Origin of the sequence: Fibrella arboris, from assembly GCF_041321095.1 — a bacterium.
Classification (GTDB): domain Bacteria; phylum Bacteroidota; class Bacteroidia; order Cytophagales; family Spirosomataceae; genus Fibrella; species Fibrella arboris.
Window position 1 is genome coordinate 546,987 of record NZ_JBGGWE010000002.1, and the last position, 21,710, is coordinate 568,696.

Sequence of the window (21,710 nt, forward strand, 5' to 3'; positions counted from 1 at the left end):
TCGACAATTACGTTTGCATTATAGTTTGATTAGAAACGCGGACAACACTCCATCGAAACAGGCCTCATATTAAAACATAAGTATTTGATATTCAGTGTATTACACACACTAAATACTACTCATCTGTCTATCGAAATACGAACTATACACGGCAATTTTCAGTTATTCTATTGCCACACAATAGCAGCCGCTGGCGTACCGTTTATTGGTAGTCTACGATGAAGCTATTACCAGTGGGACCTTACCCTGCGTCGGGCAGACGACTGATTCTCTAACAACACATAACCATGCATATCAAAGGCTTAGTAGCGGGTTTATTCGTAGCGGGTTTGCTCGCTTCCTGTGCACCGTCGATTGCCGTTAAATACGACTACGACCCCAAAGTGAATGTTCGCCAGTTCAGCACCTATCGCATCGAGGCTGACCGGCAGCGCAATGCAGACCCTATTGTGGGTAGCAATCTGAATCAGCGCCGGATTTCTGAAGCGCTTGACCAATCGTTGCAAGGGTTGGGTTATAAACCTACCGAAGACATAGGAGCAGATTTGGTCGTTCGGTTTTTTACTGATTCGAAAGATCGTCAGCAAGTTCAATCTACCGGTATGGGCAGCCCGTATGGCTGGGGCGGCTGGGGCTGGGGTGGCGGCTACGGCAACCAGGTTTATTCACGTCAGTATGAAGAAAACCGGGTTGTGATCAATGTGTATGATAGCCGTACAAACAATATTGTCTGGCAGGGCTGGGCTACTGGTCAGCTAAATACGAAAAAGAACGAACGTAACCGGGATCTTGCTTTCCGGGAAACGGTTGCCAGCATCATGAAGAACTTCCCGCAAAGTGCCGGGCAGGATTATGGCGCCGCTCGATAAATAACGAATTTTAGAGTAACCAGTGCCCCCGATTCTCGTCTTAAGAATCGGGGGCACTGGTTTTTATATGCAAAGTGATCGGGTACTACCGGTGGTTTCGGTAATGTCAACTTCATCAAAACGGACTATTTACGCGCTATTGCTTGGCTTTGGGCTGTTTATGCTTTGTGGGGCGGCCCTACTTTGGGTTGACAACAAACGTATCGAACGACGTACCGATGAGTTAAATGACCTGCGACTGCATTTAAGCGGGCGCGATCAGGACGTTGAAACACTCCGTCGGCAGCTTCGCGCGTGTTGCCCCGACAGCAATCGTTTGAATCTTCCCCAAGAAACCGTTCCCAAAGCCGTTCCAGCAGACGATGGCTGGAGTCATTGACTCTATTTATTGGGGCGAAGCAACCAGCCCGTTTGCCCCGATTCTGCACGAACCAGCAAGAAGTTAGGTTGCTGGGCCACTATCCGCACCGTTGATCCGCTCGGGAGTATGGCACTAACTGCGGCCTTCGGGTGTGCTTCGTCGAGCAGCGACGTAGGTGCGTTCAGCACTTCGCTTCTAATTGGTTTATCAATAGACTCAAAGCTTCCCTGTGCGATATAGCCTGTTTGCCCGCTGGGCAGCGAAACGCGTAGCCACCTGGCAGTTCCCCCCTGCACTACTACTGGCTGCTGTCGGATTAATTCCCGAACAATGGGCGCATCGGCAGTTGGTGCAGTCCGCAACAATCCCCGGAGCGTCATGATACGGACAGAATCCCCAAGCAACGTGACGGCAGGCAATTCCTGTCTGGCTGGCCCTGGCCCGAGCCGAACATAAGGCAGTGGGTCAACAGCGCCTTCATGGAATGAGTAAATGCCAAAGTGAAGATGAGGCCCGGTGGTTCGGGCATTGCCCGTATTGCCTACAAAGCCGACCGTGTCGCCAATACTAACCCGTTGTCCGTCGCTCACGTTGAACCGGTCGAGATGGGCATAGTAGAGACGCTGTTGGCGTTCATTATCGGTTAGAAAGACGATATTCCCACCCAACTCGTTAACGCCAACACGAGAAATGACTCCATCAACCGCTGCCAGTGCAGGCGTTCCTTTGGGAGCGAAGATATCGATACCCTCATGCCGCCGCTGGCCGCCGTCGCGCGGTACACCGAAATAGCTGCTTATCTGTTTACTCGTTCGTCCTTTCACCGGAAAACTGAGCGCTGGATCACGCGTTATAGACAGCGTATAACGGCCCGAGCGGAGCAGTTCTGGCTGAATCCGAATCAGATAGCGCTGGGTACGTCGCGGCTCCCATACCAGTTCGGCAACTACGTTACTATCGGCATTCGCTTTAGCAAAGGCGACCAGGTCAGGCGACGAATCATTCATGGCGAACACATCAATAAAGACCCGTCCTGCCTGTCGTCCCTGCACGTCGACACGAATCGTAAATTTATCACCCCGACTGCCATTGAGTCGATACCCAATTGCACTGGGCTTAGCGGCCGAGAAATAGCCGCTCTCCCGGTAAGGCACCGTGATTCTCAATGAATCACGTAGTGCCTGTTGTGCCGCAAGGCTCCAGTCTATTCCCAGGGCTGTCTGGTCGAGTTGGGCCGTTTTAAGCGATCGTTCATATTGTTCATGTGGCGTGGTTGCCCTAAGCAGCGTACTTCCAGGTCCACTTCCAGTACAGGCAGACGCCCAAACGGTTAAGCAGGCGACAACAAAAATCAGTTTCATAACGTATGTGCTCACTTATGGCTGACAGGTAAAGTGGCTGGCCACCATGAGCCATCATTAAGTAAACGACCCGGCTACGCCACTATTTTGAGGCGCTCAGATTCTATTGACCGCCCACCCTGTCAATAGTTGGCTGACTGTTCATCAAGCTTATTCAATACTGGTAAGCCGCTTACTTTTCTTGATTGCTAATCAGGAACGTACCTATGCCTTTCACAAATTGGTTATGGCTTAAAAATCGGAGGCCTGTTTGGTGCTTTAAAGCCGGGCGGCTTTGTTCTCCCAGCTTTTGTTCAGCCTTACTTCCTTTTGCCTGCACTTTGTCAGACCAGGTATAAAAAATGGCAGTTCCCACGAAGAGAGCTGCCACTGTCCATAACGTAGTTAGTTAGTCCACCGAGCGCTGATCTGGAACAGCCCGGTCTAGGCTTGCGATTTCTTTGTCCAGTAGTAGACAGGTACGCCAAGCCCGGCGATAACAAGCCCCATACCGGTATTGAACCGTGTCTGCGGGTCGATGAGAAGAATCAGGCAGATACCGATACCGGCGATGATATACAGGGCTGGTACAAACGGATACCCAAAAGCCCGATAGGGGCGCTCTGTGTTGGGCTCTTTGGTGCGTAGCCGAAACAGCCCGCCAATAGTCACTATATAAAACACCAGCGACGCGAACGTACAGTAATCGAGCAGGTCGCCATATTTACCAGACAGGCAAAGTAATGACGCCCAGATGCACTGTAGCCAAAGGGCCGCTCCGGGCACCGAATTTTTATTGAGTTTGCTTGCCGCTTTCAGGAACAACCCATCACCAGCCATTGCATAGTACAAACGGGCTCCCGCTAGAATCAGGCCATTGTTACAGCCAAAGGTTGACACCATGATCAGCACGGCCATGATACCAACGGCCACATCACCGAATACCATGGATGCCGCCGCTGTGCCTATCCGGTCAAACTCAGCGAACTGCATTCCCCGCCCAACTACGGTTGTGGCATCGGGCATGCCTTTAAGTGGCAACACGGCCAGATAAGCGATATTGGCCAGCGCGTAGATGGTCGTGACCAGCAACGTACCGAAGAATAGGCTCAACGGAATATTCCGGCGTGGATTCTTGATCTCACCCGCAATAAACGTCACATTGTTCCAGGCGTCAGCGGAGAACAGCGACCCGATCATGGAAACGCCGAAAGCGAGGAGCAGCGCCGTGCCTACCAGCGGGGTGATACTTACCGCGTTTGTTACAGGATCAACGACCGTTTTTGTGGCCGTCCACACCTGCTGAAAGTTAGCGGTCAGTGACCCATTCGCTACGCCGAAACCAATACCCAGTACGATGAGGCCAAACAAGGCGATCAGTTTGGCCGAAGTAAACACGTTCTGAATCAGTTTACCACTCTGTACACCCTGACTATTCAGCCAGGTCAACAGGACAATACTGCCAATGGCATAGAGCTTACCGATCGAGAAGGTGATCGGCCCGAGCGAAAACAGGGTGTTTTCAGGATTGAGCACGGGAAAAAACACGGCCGAAAACTTTGTGAAAGCCACAGCTACGGCAGCGATCGTTCCCGTCTGAATAACCGTAAAGACTGTCCAGCCGTAGACAAAGCCCAGCAGTGGGTTGTAGGCACGCTGGATATACACGTACTGGCCACCAGCTCGTGGCATCATACCCGCCAATTCACCGTAGCTAAGCGCTGCCGCCACCGTTAAGACGCCCGTCAGCACCCAGAGCAGCATTAGCCAGCCAGGCGAGCCCAGGTTGCGGGCCATCGAAGCCGACACAATAAAGATCCCCGAGCCTATCATGGAACCCGACACAATCAGTGTGGAATCGAGCAGGCCGAGCGAGCGATTAAAATGATCAGAAGACGTTGAGGAGTCAGACGTAGTTGATGAAGTCATAAAGAACCTTACTGATGATACAGGGTAGAATCGTTTTCTCTGAAGCAAGAACGACCAAACAATATAGATATCAAAACAGAATGGCCTTACTATCTTTTTCTACAGCCATAGCCCTACCCTGCTGAACGTACCCGGCGGCTTGCGTCTCCTACTGATCAAAGCTGCCTTCAAGCATCCATTCGGCCTGCAAGCACCCTGCAAACCGGTGCAGAAACAAATTCGTCAGCTTATCACTTTTTAAACTATGCGTTATGCCCTATCTCTGCTCTTCTGCCTGCTCAATGCGGTGATGCTTCAGGCACAAAATCTCCAGGAAACCCATCATTATGCGATTGAGATTGCGGGGGCCCGCATTGGCACCATGACGGCTACCCGTCAGCAACTGACGGCTAATGAAATAGTGTACACACAAATCAGCGACGTCCAGGTCAATTTTCTGATCTATAAATTAATCATCTATTATAAAGTGGTCAGTCGGCTAAAGAACGGTCAGTTGATGTTGGCCACGGTGGAAGCGCACACAAACAAGGGCAACTATAGTTCACGCACAGAATGGGTGGGGACTCACTACGAGATCATGGCAAACCAGTACAAGTATGAGCATAAAGCCTTAGAAAATCGAAAGATTGATTTTACCATTTCTATGATGTACTTTAGCGAACCTGCTGGACGTCAGCGCATATACGCTGAGTATTTTGGTGATTATTTTACAATAATACCTACTCCCCGTCCCAGCTATCAGGCGAAGTTGGCCGACCGTGAAGATGAATACATTTACGAGAAAGGCCGGTTGGTCCGGGTCATTAAAAAGAATACACTGAAGAATTTTAATATTCGGCTGCTGGATTAAGCCGGGACAGGGTAGCGACGAGAGGATGTGGAAACCAGCGAATATGGCTCCTGCGATAAACAGGGGCATCGATTGGCAACCCAAATAGCCGCTGGGCTTTTACCCATATATGAAAATACTGTTACTAGCCTCCACCGTCAGTATTACGCTGCTTGGCAGCACCTGTTCAGTCGCCCAATCACGCGCTCAGGCCATTGCCCCACCTCCAGAAAGCGTACAATTTTGTGGCGAACAGCTACCCAGCTACATCCCTACCGTTGCGCAACGCTGGCAAAAAACGGTTGCCCGCCGGGCCCGCTATACCGACGAACTTCTGGAAATTCAGCGTAAAGCAGCCGTCCTTTTCCCGATCATTGAGCCTATTCTCGAGAAAAACGCGGTCCCTAAAGACCTCAAATACCTTGCTTTGGTCGAGAGCGAGCTGAAGAACAGGAGTATATCCAGGAAAGGAGCTGCCGGTCTCTGGCAATTGATGCCACAGACAGCCCGTAAATTAGGCTTAACCGTTCGGCGACGTCACGATGACCGGTATGATGTGCGGAGGTCTACGCAGGCGGCCTGTCGGTATTTGTGGGAGCTGTACCGGCAAACCGGCTCCTGGATGCTCGCCGCCTCAGCCTATAACGCCGGCCCAACCTACATATCGCAGCTTAGCAAAGAGTTTTCTGCTGACCACCCGCTGATGTTGCCCTTCGCTAAAGCAGAGACACAGCTATACGTCTACCAGGCGCTGGCTTATAAAGAGTTATTGACCCGCCCGGCCTACTACAGCGACTTGTTAAGCACCAAGTCGGTGCTGGCGCTTAGTCGCCGAACCGATGTTGTCTCGACGACCGAACGCCAGGACATTCTAGCCGTTATTGAGACGCCGCATCCCGAAGTAGAGAGTGAGAACGTTGCCGAAATGGCCGTTTCGTCGCTGGCTGATGCCGCCGTAGTGGTTGCCGGAGAGGGAACACCAACCACTGTCCGCCTGACCGATGTGAGGCCCGTTGCGCTCACTGAAGCAAAAGTGGCCCCCGCTTCCCGCCACTGGCCATCGGTGCAGACGCGCAGTTTGACCAATAACGCGCTTTCAGAGGGTCAGCTGTTTGTTTTTGAAGTAACCAGCCCCCAGACCTTTGATGAAGTCACACTTGGCGTTGGCGATATGGTCTACGCGCACGTAGAGATCATCGACCAGTCATCACGTCGGGTATATCTACGGGCCGACCGCGTCATGTCGTCGCAAACCCGCGAAACCCGCCCCTTAAAATTGGTCGCTGTGGAGAAAAGCCATCAGCCCGGTGTTCCCATGCCCGTACGCGACGTACTGGCTTCCGGGTGGCAGTTAGCCTGGGAAAAACTCTGATAACTCCCGTTCCTGAAAAGCCTGCGGAGACGTAGGCTTTTTTTGTGAGCTGTCGGTCACCAGGCTGGTTATTTTCTGTGCCTCGAACTGTGCGTGAGCAATTTTGATTAATCAAGTAACCGTCTATCAACTGCATGATTTCCCGCCCAACTCCCGACGAATACCTGCCATTCGCCGGTACCTACGTCAACATGATTCCAATGGGTCAAGACCCGCTCGAGCAATTGAAAGGCCAGGCGGCGATCCTGAAAGCTACACTGGCCAATTTGAACGACGAGCAGGCCTTATTCAGGTATGCCCCCGGTAAATGGAGCATCAAAGAATCGCTGGTGCATGTGATCGATACCGAACGGATCTTTGCTTACCGAGCACTTCGGATCGGGCGCGGCGACACAACACCGCTTCCCGGCTTTGAGCAGGATGACTACGTACCGGCATCGGGTGCCGACGCGCGCACGCTGGCCAGTATCTGGCAGGAATATGACACGGTTAGGGCAGCTACGCTCTCCCTTTTTGCTTCATTTACCCCCGGCGATTATGAGCGTAAGGGCATGGCAAGTGGCGGAGCATTAAGCCTACGGGCATTGGCTCATATCATACCCGGTCATGAAGCCCATCATATTCGGCTTTTCCGCGAGCGATACGTACCTGGATTAGGGTAGGCCTCTGTGCCTGTGCGTGGTTCATTGCAAAACCTATGGCAGAGCAGTCCAGTGGCCGCTGGGGGTACGTTCATAGCGAGTGTTTGTCTCGAAACGCTCGAATTTGCGCAGAAACGGATCAAGCGCCAGTATATGCTCAAATGTGGTCACGCGCGCAGTGGCTGGCGACAAGCCAGCACTTCCCAAAAACTGTAACTCGTCGAGGTGATTGACCAGGATGGTAACAATGGCTGCGTAGCCATCCAGCACGTCCAGAGTGGTAACGACCGTTTGTTGCTTGTTGATTTGGGCTACGCGCATGGTTTCACTGATAGTTGAGCGTTGAAGGCGGACACACGAAAGTCGCGCCATTCCAACTATAAATAAATCATTTTCAGTGTAGAAGCCTCACTCATTTTAGCGAAAGGCAAACCGAACAGCGGGCTGACACCCCGACGCACCTGCTGCTAAGGCAAGCTGTTGTCGCTTTCGGTTGATTTTGCCCGGCGCACATCCAGTTCGTGTGTTGTAATGAAGCGCTGATCTGCGTGGCTCTATCGTTGAATTCGCTATCTCCCGCCAAAACAGCCTGCGGATAAACGCCTTTGCCTCTAGCTGAGTGGCGGGGCAAATCAGAGAACGGGCGTAACTTGGCCAAATGATTTGGCTTCTCTGGCTCCTGATTGCTGCCTATGCCTTCCTGACGATCGTGCTATTGCGCGCCTGGAGTGGCCTTCCTGACGTATCTACTTTCCAGCCATTGCTCGTAACCCCCACCATAACGGTTGTTATTCCGGTGCGGAACGAATCGGCAGGCCTTCCGCTGCTCTTGGCCGACCTGGACGCGCAGACGTACAGGCATTTCACCGTTATTGTTGCCGACGATGCTTCTACTGATGACTCAGCCGCGCTGGCCCGCGCCCATGCCGTTGTGGCCACGTACCCGCTCAGCGTATTCACCCTGGCAGACGATGCGACGGTAGCTTCGCCCAAAAAACGGGCCATTCAGCAGAGTATTTCACGGGCATCAGGCGAACTGATCGTGACTACCGATGGCGATTGCCGGGTGGGCCCACACTGGCTTGAATCATTTGCCCGCTTTTATACTGAAACCAACGCGAAACTCATCAGCGGGCCGGTCACGTTTACAACCGATTCCTCCATTTTTGGCTCTTTACAAACAGTTGAGTTTGCGTCGCTGATCGGTGCGGGGGCCGCCACGCTGGCTCTTGGCCGCCCAACCATGTGCAACGGCGCCAATCTTTGTTATCAGCGGTCGGCCTTTTTCGATGTAGATGGGTTTGCGGGGGTCGATCACGTAGCGTCGGGGGATGATGAATTACTCATGCATAAAATAGCTGGCCGTTTTCCAGAGAGCGTCCGTTTCCTGAAAAGTCGCGAGGCAATTGTTGAAACAGCCGCTCATCGATCACTGGGTACGTTCTATCACCAGCGCAAGCGCTGGGCAGGCAAATGGCGCGCCTATTCATCCCTGTTTCCAACGCTACTGGCGGTCTTTATTTTTCTGAGTAACCTGACGCCCGTCATCGCGGTGGGTCTGTGCGTGGCAGGCCGTCTGCCTGTTGCCGCTACAGGTACGATGGTTGCACTGAAATTGGTACCCGAGTTTGTTTATTTGCAACATGTTCTGCGTTTTCTTCGTAAACAAAGTGCTATCGCCTGGATTCCGTTGACGCAGTTGATTTACCCCTTCTATGTTCTTTTCTTTGGCCTTGCTGCTCAGCGACCGGGCATTACCTGGAAAGGTCGACAGCTACCATAAAAGCGGTTTTCCTGTAGCAACCGATTTCCAATTGCCACCATCGCCATGTCGTTTTTCCTGCACAAATCGAATTTTCTATTTCGGACGGTCTATCCCGACTTTTTATGGCGGCTTGGCGCGAAACAGGAAAAATATACCCACGGACCAACTATCTACCTGACGTTCGATGATGGTCCGATACCCGGCGTGACGGAATTTGTGCTTGATCAACTAGACCGCTACGAAGCACAAGCCACCTTTTTCTGCATCGGCGACAACGTAAGCAAACACCGGGATATGTTCTACAAAGTGATTGAAGCGGGACATGCCATCGGCAACCATACGTTCAATCATTTGAATGGCTGGAAAACGCACGACGACGTTTATTGGGCCAATATCAGGAAGTGCCAACGCCAGATGAGTGTGGCCACCAACCTGTTTCGTCCCCCCTACGGCCGAATCAAGAAAAGTCAGGCGGCGGGTCTGGAAGCAGAGTTCTCGGTGGTGATGTGGGATGTACTGACCGGCGATTTCGATCAGTCGCTTTCTCCGGAAACAGTCTTGCAGAAGAGTATCAAGTACACCAAGCCGGGGTCTATTGTCGTGTTTCATGATAGCCTGAAAGCCTGGCGGAATCTGGAATACGCGTTACCTCGTTACCTGGCCCATTTTTCGGCGTTGGGCTATCAGTTCAGGGCCGTCCCGCAACCGGTTTATGCCTGACCTGCCCTACGTATCGATATTGGTCGCAGCTCGCAACGAAGAAACCACCATCGAAGCCTGCCTCAATAGCCTGATGGCGGTCAGCTACCCCATTGACCGATTCGAAATTCTGATTGGCAATGATGCGTCAACCGATCGGACGGCCAGCCTTGTAGACGCATTTATGGCTGATAAACCTCACATCAAACTAATCGATGTGGCTGGGAGCACGTCGATACTCAACGGAAAAGCCAATGTGCTGGCTCAATTAGCGAGCCGGGCACAAGGCGAATTTCTGTTCATGACCGATGCTGATGTGCGCGTGCCGATAACCTGGTTATCCGGGATGCTCAGCCACTTTACGCCAACTACTGGCATAGTGACCGGCACTACGCTCGTCGACGGAACCAGCCTCTGGGCCCGGCTTCAAGCGGTGGAATGGCTGCTCGCCTTTGGGCTGATTCACCTGGGGACGCGCCTGAACCTACCGCTAACCGGGTCTGGCAACAACATGGCCGTTCGGCGAACAGCCTATGAAGCCGTTGGCGGTTTTGACGGCATCCCATTCTCAGTGGTCGAAGATTATACGTTATTTCAGGCTATTGTCCGGCAAGGCTATGGCTACGCTCATGGCCTCAACGTGGCTGTGCTGGCCCACACCCTACCCGCGCCCACGCTGGCAACGTACCTACAGCAACGAAAGCGCTGGATGCGGGGCGCGTTTGACTTACCCGCCACCCTGTTGGGCGGTGTTCTTTTCCAGTATCTGCTGGTACCCTTTTTACTGCTCGTTGCCTTGTTTGCGCCGACAACTGCCTTGGCGATCTATTTAGTCAAGTGGATGATTCAGAGCACGGTGTTCACCTGGGCCCTGCAACGTACCCGGCAAATGCACCGCTGGCCCGATACCATTCTCTACGAGCCGTATCAACTCGTACTGGGTACGTTAGCCATGCTGTATTACCTGTTGCCGATTCCAATTCGCTGGAAAGGACGTACCTACACCTGAAGGGCAGGTCGGCTGGTCAACTGGTTCGTATGGATTCGCGGCGGCAATGCAGCAGAAATCCTGTCAGAAAACGCCGTTTTGGCCGTTTCTTTGCGGTATGTTAACCTTCATTGACACCCACGCCCATATCTACGACGAGAAGTACGAAGCCGATAGCCTCGTTGATGGGCAGCCCGTTGGCACACGCGACGACATGCTACAGCGGGCTTTTTCAAACGGTATCTCCGAAATCTGGATGCCCAATTGCGCGACAGAAACCATTGATGGCATGATGGCGCTGAGCGAGCACTATCCTGATCGCTGCCGCCCCATGATGGGGCTCCACCCGACCTATGTATGCGAAACAGTAGAAACAGAACTGGCCACCGTTGAACGCTACTTCAGCCAGCAGTCGTTTATAGCCATCGGCGAGATTGGCCTAGATTTCTATTGGGACATGACCTTTGTGCCGCAACAGTTTATGGCTTTTGAGCGGCAACTGCGCTGGGCGTCGGAACAAAACCTGTTCGTGGCGCTTCATACCCGCTCCGGGCATGATCGAAATGCCATGATGGAGGCTGCCGATCTGATCGAGAAACTGGCATTGCCAAACCTGAGAGGCATTTTTCATTGCTTCGTCGGCACACTCGACGAAGCACGACGGGCCATCGATCTGGGTTTCGTGTTAGGCATTGGCGGGGTGGCGACCTATAAAAACGGGGGTCTCGACCAGGTCATTCCACACATTGGCCTCGATCATCTGGTACTGGAAACCGATGCGCCCTACCTCGCCCCTGTTCCCTTCCGGGGTAAACGAAACGAGCCCGCCTACCTCAGGTACGTTGCCGGTCGCCTGGCAGAATTGACCGGCACGTCGGTTGACGAAGTGGCGGCAATCACCACCAGAAATGCCTTAACGATGCGCAATGGCCGGTGAGCATGCCCTCCAGCGTACCCAACTCCATTGTCTCTTATTCACTATGCTTCATCTAAACATAACGCCGAATCCGGCCGGTTCTATTCTGGTCATTTACACGGGCGGTACGCTCGGTATGGTCTACGACCGGTCGGCCGATTCGGCAAAAACGGGGCAACTCAGGCCCTTCGATTTCAGTCAGGTTATTGAAAAAGTACCCGAAATTGGTCGGCTCGATTTCGATGTATCGCTCATCACGCTGGAACCCATTCTCGATTCGTCGGACATGAAACCATCGGTTTGGGTCCGGCTCGCGCAGGCCATTGATACCTATTACGAACAGTTCGACAGTTTCGTCATTCTGCACGGGACCGACACCATGGCCTACACCGCTTCGGCATTGAGCTTCATGCTTACGAATCTGGGCAAGCCAGTCATACTTACAGGTGCCCAGCTGCCTATCGGCGTAGCCCGCACCGATGCACGTGAAAACCTGCTGACCGCCCTCGAAATTGCCGCCGACCGGCAGGATGGTCGACCGGCCGTTCCTGAAGTATGTATCTATTTCAACTCGCTGCTCCTTCGCGGGAATCGGGCTAAAAAACGGGAAAGCGTTCATTTCAACGCCTTTCATTCTGAAAATTATCCGCATCTGGCTATGGCCGGCGTTCGTATTGAATACAACCGGCCGTTCATTGCCCGTCAGGATACGGCTCTTCCCTTCAGTATCAAAACTGCCATTTGCGATAACGTAACGATTCTGAAACTTTTTCCGGGTATTACACCAGCCGTGGTCAACGCGGTGCTGGCTATACCCGGGCTTCGGGGCGTGGTGCTCGAAACATTCGGCGCAGGCAACGTACCTACCGATGCCTGGCTGGGCGATGCGCTCAGAGCGGCTATCTCATCGGGCACCCTTATCCTGAACGTGTCGCAGTGCGAAGGGGGGCGCGTCACGCAGGGACACTATCAGACCAGTACCCGGTTGCAACAGATTGGTGTGGTAAGCGGAGTAGACATGACTACCGAAGCGGCTATCACTAAATTGATGGTACTGCTGGGACAGGAAACCAACCAGACAGTTCTGAAGCAACGGCTGGGGCAATCGATGCGGGGTGAAATGAGCAATTAAACGCGCGCCGACTTGTATATTTATACGTTCCAATTTTCCACTAACTATGCGGTTTACCCACCTGCTGGCGCTCGGTCTGGCCTTATCTGCAACGCCCCTGCTGGCGCAACAGCCATCTCCTGAATTACCCCTCGGCTTTGAAGAATATGACCCTGTGTCAACACTGAAAGTCCCCGAACATAAGCTGACACGCGCCAAATTTCCGTTCATCGATGTGCATAACCATCAGTGGAACCTGGACGGGGCCAGCCTACGCACCCTACTCACCCAGATGGACAGCCTGAACATGGGCATCATGGTGAACCTGAGTGGGCGCGGCTGGGGGCAGGAAGCCGAAAGCGATAAATTCTTTACGGAATCACTGGCTACCATTAAGCAGGCGAACACCTCTCATTTTGTGTTATTCACCAATATTCTGTTCGACGGTATTGGCAAACCTGGCTGGACAGAAGCCGCCGTGAAACGCCTCGAAGCCGATGTGAAAGCCGGAGCACACGGACTGAAGATCTACAAAAGTCTGGGCATGGATACTAAAGACGACAAAGGGCAGCGCGTTGCCGTCGACGATCCACGCCTGGACCCGATCTGGGCGAAATGTGGTGAATTAGGTGTTCCGGTGCTGATTCATACGGCTGACCCCAAGCCCTTCTGGGACCCGATGGATCGCTACAACGAACGCTGGCTGGAATTGAAACTGCACCCCGGTCGCCGCCGCTCCGACAAAAATCCGGTCTCCTGGGAAAAACTGTTGGACGAACAGCATAACGTGTTTCGTAAAAATCCGAAAACTACCTTCATTGCAGCACACATGGGCTGGTACCCGAACAACCTGGACAAGCTCGACAGCCTGATGAGCGTATACCCAAACATGATCCTGGAAATTGGAGCCGTGATTGCGGAACTGGGTCGGCAACCCCGGGCGTCGAACCGGTTTTTCACCAAACACCAGGACCGGATCGTATTCGGCAAGGATAGCTGGGTTCCGAGCGAGTATGCTACGTATTTCCGGGTGTTGGAAACTGACGATGAATATTTTCCCTACCACAAAAAATACCATGCCTTTTGGCGGATGTACGGCATGGGCCTCTCCGACGATGTGCTGAAAAAGGTCTATTATAAGAACGCCCTCCGCATCATACCCGGCCTGGATAAGAGCCTGTTCCCTAATTAGCGAACGAGCGAACGAGCGAGAGTTGCTTCCGCGTAGCCCTTCGACTACGCGAAAGCAACAAACTAACTCCAACGTGGGCAACTGAGACGACGACATAGGAAAGCAGATAGATTTGCGAATAGACGGCCTTCGTCTGGTATAAGCTCAGCATTTCCGTAACTCTTTCACCTCTGATTTATCCGTGTATTCATCTCTCCGCTACCTTCTGCTCTTATTTCTGCTGGTAACGTACCCGGCTGTTGCTCAGAAGAGCAAACCAATACCGGTTATTTTCGATACTGACATGGGGCCGGACTATGACGACGTGGGGGCAATTACCATGTTGCACGCCTATGCCGACGCAGGCCGAGTAACGCTTCTTGCTACCATTGCGTCTAGTAAGTATCCACGCGTAGTACCCGTTCTAAGCGTACTGAACACCTATTTCGGGCGCCCTGCGCTGCCAATCGGCGTGCCCAAAGGCTGGGCCGTTACAGACGCCGATAAGCAACATTGGTCAGATACGCTGGTGGCTCGGTACCCGCATTCGTTCAAAACAAATGAAGCGGCGCCGGCTGCAGTAACCCTATACAGGCAACTGCTGGCTGCTCGACCTGATCGGAGCGTCACCATCATTACGGTAGGTTTCCTGACCAATCTTGCCAATCTGCTCCAGTCGCCAGCCGACCACTATTCGCCGTTAACAGGTCAGCAGCTTGTCACCCGGAAAGTGAAGCAATTGGTAAGCATGGCGGGTAAATTTCCGGCAGGGCACGAATACAACGTTCACCGCGACACGACCGCGTCGAGAATCGTGTATACCGAGTGGCCCACGCCGATGCTGCTCAGCGGGTTCGAAATTGGTGCAGCTATCAAAACGGGGCTTCCGCTGGTACAGAACTCAGCTATCAAAAACAGCCCGGTCAAAGATGTATTTCGGATTAGTCTGCCTTTTTCAGATGAAGATCATGCGGGCCGAATGAGTTGGGACCAAACCGCGGTACTGGTGGCTGTTGAGGGCACTGAGCCTTACTATACCGTCCAAACCGGGCGTCTGATTCTCGGCCCCAACGGCAGCAACACCTGGGATGCTACGGGCAAAGGCCAGGCGCACCTGGTCGTGAAACGCCCACCTGCTGAAGTGCAGGCACACATTGACAAACTGATGCAACATCAGACAGGTACAAAGAGCGAGAGAGTGAAAGAGTGAAAGCTTGCTTAGGCAAGAATCTGCGCCGGCGTAAACACGCTTTCGCGCTCTCGCTTTTTATCGCCGGTTGTCTTCTCCGCTGACCATGCTGAGGTAGCTATTGTAGCGGCTTTCGGCAATCTCTCCTTCGATCACGGCCTCCTTGATGACGCAGCCCGGCTCGTTGATATGCAGGCAGTTATGGAAACGGCACTGGTTTAGCCGCTCCCGCATTTCGGGGAAGTAATGGGCGATCTCTTCTTTCGAGGTTTCTACCAGCCCTAGTTCTTTGATGCCCGGCGTATCGATAATGAACGTACCCGGCGTTAGCTCGAACATTTCGGCGAAGGTCGTCGTGTGTACCCCTTTATTGGCAAAGGTCGACACTTCATTGGTGCGCAGATCAAGGTCTGGCGAAATGGCGTTGACCAGCGACGATTTACCAACACCCGAATGCCCCGATAATAAAGTGATCTTACCATCGAGCAGTTGGCGGAACGGCTCTACCCCGTCGCCTTCAATGGCCGACGTAGCCAACGTGTTATACCCTATATGCTCGTACAAATCCTGCAATTCTCGCTGAAAATCAAGCCCTTCTTCGTTTAGAATATCGGTTTTATTGAACACAATGGTTGTCGGAATACGGAATGATTCGGCAGCCACCAGAAAGCGGTCGATAAAGCCCAGCGAGGTCCGGGGCAGGGTTAGCGTAGCCAGCAACACGGCCTGATCCAGGTTGGCTGCCAGAATATGTCCGTGCGCCGTTTTATGGACCGACTGCCGGATGATGTAATTCTCGCGCGGGGCAATGTCGTAGATCACCGCCGTATTTTCGACCTCATCTTCTACCTCAAACTGCACCCGATCACCAACGGCAATCGGGTTGGTTACCTTGAAGTCTTTGAGTTTAAATTTTCCCTTAAGCCGGGCATGGTACACGTGGCCGTCCGTATGGCGGACGTCGTACCAGGAGCCGGTTGACCGTATAACTAAGCCTTGCGCCAAATGTCTTGTTGTTAGTAGCAACTGGTTAACCCACAAATCAGGCAAAAATGTTTCTCTGTTGCCACTGTACCTTTGCGTTATGAAGCTTCTGCGTATCCTGCTCCGGGTTCTGTTGGGCCTGTTGGTTGTTGTTCTGGTCATCCTGGCCATCAGTCTGTCTCCAAATGACCACACGCCGTACCAGCAGACCAATTTTTATGCCCAGACGAATGCCCGCCTGTTGGCATTACCAACGCTGCCGGCTCCCAAAACGGCAGTCCGGGCGGGCTGGGCTAAAGCGAATCTAACTCCCGCATTTACTACCCCAACCGGTGGCTATGGGGTTCGGCGTGGTAAACACTGGACTACGGTTGCCGATTCGGTCTGGGTGCGTGCCCTTGTGTTCGATAACGGAAATGGCCCTGTGGCGGTGGTCGCTTCTGATCTGCTCATTACCCCGCCAACGGTCAGCGAACAGTTACGCCAGCGACTACCCGAAATTGGCCTGCGTTGGGAGTCTGTTTATTTTGGCGCTATTCACAGCCACAATAGCCTGGGCGGATGGGCCCCCGGTTTGGTTGGCAACCTCTTTTCGGGTAGTTACGACCAGCGCCTTGTTGACCACATCACCAACACAATATTGGCTGCGCTGACACAAGCCAAAGCCGACTTGCAGCCCGTTGAGATTGGCTATAAGCAGGTAAATGCGCCTGAATTTGTCTATAACCGACTCGACGAGAAAAATCCGGTAGATCCCTTCTTCCGGCTACTCCGCTTAAAACGAACCGATGGGAAAACCGCTGTATTAGTCACCTATGCCGCCCACGCCACCCTCATCGACATATTCAGCTATCAATACCTGTCGCGCGACTGGCCGGGCCGCGTTGTTGACGGGCTGGAGCGCGAAACGGGTGACTTTGCCGTATTCCTGGCTGGGGCAGTTGGTAGCATGGGCCCCAAAGGGCCTCCCACCGGCAAAGATTTCCCGTTGGTCAATCAATACGCCACAGCTCTGTTGAATCGCCTCAAACCCGAACTAGAGCATTTTGCGACGCGGCCCGATAGTACATTGGGCCTGCTCACCCTCCCCCTTGCACTCCGCGCGCCCGCCCCCCGCGTGCTCGGCGACTGGCGGATCCGTCCGTGGCTTTTCCATTCGATTTACGGCGACTACCCTTCTGATCTGAAAGCGTTACGCGTCGGGCCAGTTTTGTTCATCGGCACCCCCTGCGACTTTTCCGGCGAACTGCTTCCCCCACTCGCCCAGGCGGCATCGAAGCAGGGCCTCGACCTGATGGTGACCAGCTTCAACGGTGGGTACGTTGGCTACATCACTCCAGATGCTTATTATGAGAAAGATGCCTACGAAACTCGGGTTATGAACTGGTTCGGCCCACAAAACGGCACCTATTTTTCTGAAATGATGGCGGGGTTAGTACGGAAGGCAAGACGGTAAGCTTCGGTTAACCAGCACTACTTCCAAGGCTGGCCAGCGCTCTTGCACCCGATTACCTAAGGCGCGTAGGCCCCACTCTTCCGTTCGTTGGTGCCCAATGGCCATGACAGACATCCCCGTTTCAGCAATAGCCGATTGCGCTGCTTTTCGGTATGCACCGGTCAGGTACAGCTCAACGCCGTGTGCATGGGCTTCGCGGATCAGTGTATCTGTCATGGCCCCCACGACGGCCACTCGCTTATAACTACGATTCGCGCCCGCTTCTACCCGGTCGTACCCCCTAAACTGCGCGTTGATCAGGTTAATCCATTCATCGTGGGTACGTTCAGGTACGTTGCCGATCATGCCGATAGCCCGTTTGGGAAGTAGTATACCCGACTCGTCGGCCTGTTGCTTATACCCTAATTCGTCTAAGGAAAGTAACCCAAGTGTCGTTGCCAGAGGCCGATTGTACCCCATAGTCAGGGACTCATCGAATGGCAGATGATGCGTAACCACCCCCACATCGACGGGAAGGCTTTTTAGATCGAGTTGCCAGGGACGGTGCATCCAGAGGGCATCGAGCCGGTTGGAACGTACCCAGTTGCCCGTATCGGCTTCAGGCTCCAGTGTCACGCCCAGCCGATGAATTGCCCGATCAGATGGCGTATAGATACCGCCCTGTTCGTTCTTCGGATAGCGGCTCGCCTGAAACTCGCCTTCCAGGAACTGGGCTAAATCCGTCAATTGGGGCAACTGCTCGTTCATGTTGTCCCAACTGTTTAATCCGTAAAGAGTTTGTGGGTAATTTACCTGTACAACTGCCTCTTCTGGGACTTCGCAGACCGTTAACTCAACCTAAATTGGTGTTTCTCCGATAATTAACTTAGTTTTGTCACGTAAATGCACCGCGCTCGCGGTGGCCTACGCCGATGATTCTCGTATTCTGAAGCCCTACGGGGGCTTTTTCCAGCCAGCTTTTCACGCACTCCACAGTGGACTGGCTTTCCATTTTTTCTTTTTAGATGGTGTGCACCACGCTTCATCAGTGTGCCTGTTCATCTTAGAGCATCGGTAGCCCGTTTCGGGTTATGGCTAATTCTTTCTTCCTACAATGACCAAGTTTTTCAGGTTGTTCCTGGCTGCTTTGCGCGGCTCAGAAACCAATTTTACGTCCGGCAGTATCAACCGGGCCATATTTCTGCTGTCGGTTCCGATGATTCTCGAAATGGTGATGGAATCCCTCTTCGCCATTGTCGACGTGTTTTTCGTGGCTAAGATCGGTATCGAAGCCGTGGCTACCGTTGGCCTTACTGAATCGGTGCTTACACTGGTTTATTCCATCGCCATTGGCCTGAGCACGGCCGCGACAGCCCTGGTGTCGCGGCGGATTGGCGAGAATAATTCAGCCGGAGCCAACCAGGCTGTTGGGCAGGTGATGGTTGTTTCGCTGACGTTTGCGTTCCTGCTGGGCATACCAGGGGTCCTGTTCGCATCAGACATGCTACACCTGATGGGCGGCGATCAGCATCTGATCAACAGCGGAGTTGGCTATACCCGCGTCATCTTTGCGTCGGCACCAGCCATTATTCTGTTGCATACGCTGAGTGGTTCACTACGTGGTGCAGGCGATGCCTCGGTGGCCATGCGCTCACTGTGGCTGGCAAACGGCATCAACATTGTGCTTTGTCCGGTGTTTATCTTTGGCCTTGGCCCTTTTCCTGAAATGGGCGTCATGGGGTCGGCGGTGGCGACTACGGCCGGTCGATCAATCGGAGTTCTGTATCAGTTATATGCCCTGACGGTTCGGAATGGACGTGTATCGGTCAATATGCAGGCCTTCCGACCCAACCTGAACGTGATCGGTACGTTGCTCAGCCTCGCAGCGGGCAGCACCGGCCAATTCCTGATCGGATCGGCCAGTTGGGTATTCCTGACCCGTATTGTTTCGACGTTTGGCAGTGATGTGGTGGCTGGCTACACCATTGCCATCCGAATCTTCATCTTCTCCATCCTACCGTCGTGGGGTATGGCCAATGCAGCGGCTACGCTGGTAGGGCAAAATCTGGGCGCTGGTCAGCCAGACCGGGCCGAAACCTCAGCCTGGCGCGCTGCGTTGTGTAACCTGATCTTCCTGGTTCCAGTTGGGGCCTTGCTGTACACGGGTGCAGAAACCGTAGTTGGCTATTTCAGTCAAGATGCCAGCGTGTTGGCCATTGGCGTAGAAAGTTTGCGTGTTTTTTGCCTGGGGTACGTGTTTATGGCCTATGGTATGGTGCTGACACAGGCCCTGAACGGTGCAGGCGATACCCGCACCCCTATGCTCCTGAACATCGTCTGCTTCTGGCTCGTTGAAATTCCGTTAGCCTATCTGCTGGCAGATTGGTTAAAGTGGGGACCAGCAGGCGTATTCTGGTCGGTGGCTCTATCCGAATCATTGCTGGCGGTCGTTTCCGTACTGGCTTTCCGGCAAGGTCGCTGGCGATTGGTGCAGGTATGATCAGTGTCACGGCGCTGCTGATCGCCCCTATGGTTGCCAGGCAGCGCACATGAAAGCTGAAGCTTGAAACCCGAAACTCCAACCGTTCGTTATTTTTTAACCGACTAATCCCGATTCTATATGATCGATACGCATAAAAACCCTGAAACCGCTGTGCTTGTCGCTGTAGCTACGCAGAAACAAACGGCCTTACAGACGAAAGAATACCTGAACGAACTGGCCTTTTTGGCCGAAACTTCAGGCATTGTCACCAAGAAAACGTTTACCCAGAAGCTGGAGCGGCCCGACACCCGGACGTTTGTAGGCAAGGGGAAGCTCGACGAGATAAAGACGTACATCCAGGCCGAACCGGTCGATACGGTAATTTTCGACGACGACCTTTCGCCGGCCCAGGTACGTAATCTGGAAGCTGAATTCAAAGACGTGAAAGTGCTCGACCGTAGCCTGCTGATCCTGAACATCTTCTCGATGCGGGCCCAGACAGCTCAGTCGCGCGTTCAGGTCGAATTGGCACAGTATCAATACTTGTATCCTCGCCTTACGCGCATGTGGACACACTTGAGCAGCCAGAAAGGGGGGGCTGGCATGCGTGGACCCGGTGAGAAAGAGCTGGAAACTGACCGCCGGATCGTGAAAGACCGGATCGCTTTCCTGCGCGAAAAGCTGGAGAAAATCGACAAACAAAGCATGACCCGTCGCAAAGAGCGCGACCGGCTGGTGCGGGTAGCCCTGGTGGGCTACACCAACGTGGGTAAGTCAACCCTGATGCGCACCATTGCCAAAACCGATGTTTTCGCCGAGAATAAGCTCTTTGCCACCGTCGATTCAACAGTACGAAAAGTGGTGCTGGGTAATATTCCGTTCCTGTTGACTGATACGGTTGGATTCATTCGCAAACTGCCCACATCGCTGATCGAATCGTTTAAATCAACGCTCGATGAGGTTCGTGAAGCAGATATCCTGCTGCATGTCGTCGACGTCTCGCACCCCTCGTTCGAGGAGCAGATCGACGTGGTTACAGCAACCATGGCTGAGTTGGGCGTCGCTGATAAACCGGTCGTACTCGTCTTCAACAAAATGGACGCTTTTGTGCCAAGAGAAGAGTGGGCACCTGAGTATGGTGCCGAGTCGGAAGGGGTTATTCCGATGGACACCCGCCGGAAAACAGCGCTGGCGTACCTGAAACATACGTACCTGACCCGCAAAGCCGAGCACGTTGTCTTTATCTCCGCGGAAACGAAAGAGAACATAGACGAGCTTCGCGAGTTGCTGTATGATATGGTGAAACAACGTCACTTCCAGATCTACCCGAACTGGCTCGACGTACCGCTTATCGAATCGGCCACGCTCGGTGGCGACTACACACCCGAAGAAATACCAACTGAATCGGACAATTAACCACTGGCTCTTCCGGGTCTCGCATTCGGAAGAGCCATATTTTTTTGCCATTTTTGCACCCGCATTGGGCCAACTGTCCCTCTTTTTCCTGGCACTGTAGTTCAACGGATAGAATAGGCGTTTCCTAAACGCTAGATGCGGGTTCGATTCCCGCCGGAGCCACCGATCAGTAGCTAGCGTATTGTTTTGCGAGGTAGACCCTGAGCCCGTCGG

The 21,710-nt window shown here is 53.3% G+C and carries 20 protein-coding genes and 1 tRNA gene; 16 read left to right on the forward strand and 5 right to left on the reverse strand.

Annotation, left to right across the window (positions count from 1 at the left end; all coding sequences use genetic code 11):
- Positions 1-287 precede the first annotated feature (287 nt).
- Together ACAW75_RS04770 and ACAW75_RS04775 are read left to right on the forward strand one after the other, a co-directional pair.
- The gene (locus ACAW75_RS04770; protein ID WP_370727534.1) at positions 288-869 is read left to right on the forward strand and encodes a DUF4136 domain-containing protein; all 582 of its coding nucleotides are present in this window, start codon (positions 288-290) and stop codon (positions 867-869) included.
- 103 nt (positions 870-972) lie between these two features.
- Positions 973-1,248 (forward strand): hypothetical protein, encoded by a 276-nt coding sequence (locus tag ACAW75_RS04775; RefSeq protein WP_370727535.1) that lies wholly within the window; start codon positions 973-975, stop codon positions 1,246-1,248.
- 2 nt (positions 1,249-1,250) lie between these two features.
- Here ACAW75_RS04775 and ACAW75_RS04780 read toward each other — a convergent pair whose 3' ends face one another.
- Both ACAW75_RS04780 and ACAW75_RS04785 read right to left on the reverse strand, forming a co-directional pair.
- The gene (locus ACAW75_RS04780) at positions 1,251-2,591 is read right to left on the reverse strand and encodes a peptidoglycan DD-metalloendopeptidase family protein (protein ID WP_370727536.1); all 1,341 of its coding nucleotides are present in this window, start codon (positions 2,589-2,591) and stop codon (positions 1,251-1,253) included.
- Between the two features lie 423 nt (positions 2,592-3,014).
- Positions 3,015-4,499, reverse strand: coding sequence for an APC family permease (locus tag ACAW75_RS04785; RefSeq protein ID WP_370727537.1), 1,485 nt, complete (start codon positions 4,497-4,499; stop codon positions 3,015-3,017).
- Positions 4,500-4,743: 244 nt separating this feature from the next.
- Here ACAW75_RS04785 and ACAW75_RS04790 point away from each other — a divergent pair, with 244 nt between their 5' ends.
- The 3 genes from ACAW75_RS04790 to ACAW75_RS04800 all read left to right on the forward strand — a co-directional run bounded on the left by ACAW75_RS04790 (position 4,744) and on the right by ACAW75_RS04800 (position 7,362).
- Complete coding sequence (locus tag ACAW75_RS04790; protein ID WP_370727538.1) at positions 4,744-5,349, forward strand: DUF6134 family protein; 606 nt, start codon at positions 4,744-4,746, stop codon at positions 5,347-5,349.
- A gap of 109 nt (positions 5,350-5,458) precedes the next feature.
- Positions 5,459-6,700: a lytic transglycosylase domain-containing protein gene (locus ACAW75_RS04795; protein WP_370727539.1), complete on the forward strand. Its 1,242-nt coding sequence runs from the start codon at positions 5,459-5,461 to the stop codon at positions 6,698-6,700.
- Positions 6,701-6,834: 134 nt separating this feature from the next.
- Positions 6,835-7,362, forward strand: a complete 528-nt coding sequence (locus ACAW75_RS04800; protein ID WP_370727540.1) for a DinB family protein — start codon at positions 6,835-6,837, stop codon at positions 7,360-7,362.
- A gap of 33 nt (positions 7,363-7,395) precedes the next feature.
- Here the strand turns inward: ACAW75_RS04800 and ACAW75_RS04805 are convergent, their stop codons facing one another.
- Positions 7,396-7,662 carry a hypothetical protein gene (locus tag ACAW75_RS04805; protein WP_370727541.1) on the reverse strand — a complete coding sequence of 89 codons (267 nt, stop codon included), beginning with the start codon at positions 7,660-7,662 and terminating at the stop codon, positions 7,396-7,398.
- Between the two features lie 337 nt (positions 7,663-7,999).
- Here ACAW75_RS04805 and ACAW75_RS04810 point away from each other — a divergent pair, with 337 nt between their 5' ends.
- From ACAW75_RS04810 to ACAW75_RS04840, 7 genes are all read left to right on the forward strand, one after another.
- Positions 8,000-9,124: a glycosyltransferase gene (locus ACAW75_RS04810; protein ID WP_370727542.1), complete on the forward strand. Its 1,125-nt coding sequence runs from the start codon at positions 8,000-8,002 to the stop codon at positions 9,122-9,124.
- 45 nt (positions 9,125-9,169) lie between these two features.
- The gene (locus tag ACAW75_RS04815; RefSeq protein WP_370727543.1) at positions 9,170-9,826 is read left to right on the forward strand and encodes a polysaccharide deacetylase family protein; all 657 of its coding nucleotides are present in this window, start codon (positions 9,170-9,172) and stop codon (positions 9,824-9,826) included.
- Positions 9,819-10,814: a glycosyltransferase gene (locus ACAW75_RS04820; RefSeq protein ID WP_370727544.1), complete on the forward strand. Its 996-nt coding sequence runs from the start codon at positions 9,819-9,821 to the stop codon at positions 10,812-10,814. Before ACAW75_RS04815 ends, ACAW75_RS04820 begins: the two co-directional genes overlap by 8 nt.
- Positions 10,815-10,911: 97 nt before the next feature.
- Positions 10,912-11,730 carry a TatD family hydrolase gene (locus ACAW75_RS04825; protein WP_370727545.1) on the forward strand — a complete coding sequence of 273 codons (819 nt, stop codon included), beginning with the start codon at positions 10,912-10,914 and terminating at the stop codon, positions 11,728-11,730.
- A gap of 43 nt (positions 11,731-11,773) precedes the next feature.
- Positions 11,774-12,841: an asparaginase gene (locus ACAW75_RS04830; protein WP_370727546.1), complete on the forward strand. Its 1,068-nt coding sequence runs from the start codon at positions 11,774-11,776 to the stop codon at positions 12,839-12,841.
- A 46-nt stretch (positions 12,842-12,887) separates the two neighbouring features.
- A complete protein-coding gene (locus ACAW75_RS04835; protein WP_370727547.1) occupies positions 12,888-14,012 on the forward strand; it encodes an amidohydrolase family protein in 1,125 nt (374 codons plus the stop codon).
- A gap of 181 nt (positions 14,013-14,193) precedes the next feature.
- Complete coding sequence (locus ACAW75_RS04840; protein ID WP_370727548.1) at positions 14,194-15,201, forward strand: nucleoside hydrolase; 1,008 nt, start codon at positions 14,194-14,196, stop codon at positions 15,199-15,201.
- A 57-nt stretch (positions 15,202-15,258) separates the two neighbouring features.
- Here the strand turns inward: ACAW75_RS04840 and rsgA are convergent, their stop codons facing one another.
- Entirely contained in the window at positions 15,259-16,185 is a 927-nt protein-coding gene (gene rsgA / locus ACAW75_RS04845; RefSeq protein ID WP_370727549.1) for a ribosome small subunit-dependent GTPase A, read from the reverse strand.
- Positions 16,186-16,264: 79 nt separating this feature from the next.
- On the opposite strand from rsgA, the gene ACAW75_RS04850 reads away from it, so the two are divergent.
- Positions 16,265-17,620, forward strand: coding sequence for a neutral/alkaline non-lysosomal ceramidase N-terminal domain-containing protein (locus ACAW75_RS04850; RefSeq protein WP_370727550.1), 1,356 nt, complete (start codon positions 16,265-16,267; stop codon positions 17,618-17,620).
- On the opposite strand, the gene ACAW75_RS04855 is transcribed toward ACAW75_RS04850, so the two are convergent.
- Entirely contained in the window at positions 17,597-18,367 is a 771-nt protein-coding gene (locus ACAW75_RS04855; RefSeq protein WP_370727551.1) for a Nif3-like dinuclear metal center hexameric protein, read from the reverse strand. The genes ACAW75_RS04850 and ACAW75_RS04855 overlap by 24 nt on opposite strands.
- A 346-nt stretch (positions 18,368-18,713) precedes the next feature.
- Here ACAW75_RS04855 and ACAW75_RS04860 point away from each other — a divergent pair, with 346 nt between their 5' ends.
- The 3 genes from ACAW75_RS04860 to ACAW75_RS04870 all read left to right on the forward strand — a co-directional run bounded on the left by ACAW75_RS04860 (position 18,714) and on the right by ACAW75_RS04870 (position 21,659).
- Positions 18,714-20,099, forward strand: a complete 1,386-nt coding sequence (locus ACAW75_RS04860; RefSeq protein WP_370727552.1) for an MATE family efflux transporter — start codon at positions 18,714-18,716, stop codon at positions 20,097-20,099.
- 120 nt (positions 20,100-20,219) lie between these two features.
- Positions 20,220-21,497, forward strand: a complete 1,278-nt coding sequence (gene hflX / locus ACAW75_RS04865; protein WP_370727553.1) for a GTPase HflX — start codon at positions 20,220-20,222, stop codon at positions 21,495-21,497.
- 90 nt (positions 21,498-21,587) lie between these two features.
- Positions 21,588-21,659: transfer RNA gene (locus tag ACAW75_RS04870), tRNA-Arg, on the forward strand.
- Positions 21,660-21,710 lie beyond the last annotated feature (51 nt).